Here is a 1,435-nt window from a genome sequence, read left to right as displayed (position 1 = left end):
CTCGGCGACCGGGTAATCGGTGAATCCTTCCGCGCCGCCGCCGAAGAACCTGGCCTTGTCCGCGGGGTTCAACGCCATGCCCTGCTGCAGCCGTGCCGGCAGATCCGGGTTGGCGATGAAGGGGCGGCCGAAGGCGATCAGGTCGGCCCACCCCTTGGTCAGGGCTTCCTCGGCACGTTCGACCGTGTACTTGCCCGCGTAGATGAGCGTGCCGCGATAGAGCAGGCGCAGTGCCTCCTTGAACGCCTCCGGCATCACCGGGGCATCCTCCCAGTCGGCTTCCGCGATGTGCAGGTAGCCGACGCCGATGCTGTCGAGCACATGCGCGGCGGCCAGATAGGTGGCCTGCGGGGTGTCATCGACCGCGCCCTGCAGCGTGGTCAACGGCGCCAGACGCACGCCCACGCGCTCGGCACCGATCGCCTCTGCTACCGCTTCGACCACCTCGCGCAGGAAGCGCAGCCGGTTCGGCAGCGACCCGCCATAGCCATCGGTGCGCTGGTTGGCCTGCGAGTCGATGAACTGGTTGATCAGATAGCCGTTGGCGCCGTGCAGCTCGATGCCGTCGAAGCCCGCGGCAATCGCATTGCGGGCGGCCTGCGCATAGTCGCGCACGATGCCGGGGATTTCCTCGATGGCCAACGCGCGCAGCATCGAATGCTGGACCATCTCGCCGACGCCGCCCTGCGGCCCCCTGCCCTGCGGATCGACGAACACCTTCACGCCCGGCGCCAGCAGCGCCGACGCGGACACCGGTGCAGCACCGCCCGGTTGCAGGGCGGTGTGCGACACACGGCCCACATGCCACAGCTGGGCCACGATACGCCCGCCAGCGGCATGCACCGCGTCGGTGACGCCGCGCCAGCCGGCAATCTGCGCCTCGTCGTGGATGCCGGGGGTCCAGGCATACCCTTGGCCCTGCTGGCTGATCTGTGTGCCTTCGCTGACGATCAGGCCGGCCGAGGCGCGCTGCGCGTAGTACTGCGCCATCAGCGGGGTGGCGACATTGCCGTCGGCCGCACGCGAGCGGGTCATCGGCGGCATCACGATGCGGTTGGGCAGCGTCAGCGCGCCCATGCGGTAGGGGGTGAACAACATGGAAGACATCCGTCGGAACAGGTCTGCCCGAAGGATAGGGGCGCGCGCGGCGGCGCAACAGCGTCGGCGCGGCAAAACAGTTRTGCCGCCAGCGCAACGATCCCCTGTCTGGCCGCCTGCCGGCGACGGGCGTCAGGCGCGCTGGTCGGCCAGCATCGAATACGCCGCGCGCACCGTCTCGTAACCGTAGGTGCGCTCCAACCGGCGCACGATGAAGTGGCCGCGCGCCATGTCCTGGTAGTAGTCGGTGAACATGGTGTTGAGCGTGGCGCCGGTGACCGCGCCGATGATCGGCACCGCCTGCGCGGCGAACTTCTCGGTGACGACCACGCCGAAG

2 protein-coding genes are annotated in these 1,435 nt (G+C 69.2%); both read right to left on the bottom strand.

Going from position 1 to position 1,435, the window contains the following annotated elements:
- Positions 1–1,098, bottom strand: a 1,098-nt coding sequence (locus ACXJKH_RS20465; RefSeq protein WP_457322117.1) for an alkene reductase, incomplete at its 3' end; no start/stop codon positions are given.
- 132 nt (positions 1,099–1,230) lie between these two features.
- A partial coding sequence (locus ACXJKH_RS20460) for an EcsC family protein (protein WP_457322115.1) occupies positions 1,231–1,435 on the bottom strand: 205 nt, incomplete at its 5' end.

It is taken from the genome of Stenotrophomonas sp. P5_B8, assembly GCF_054049855.1.
Note: the sequence above shows the minus strand (reverse complement) of the source record. Positions and strands in the feature narration are given on the sequence as shown.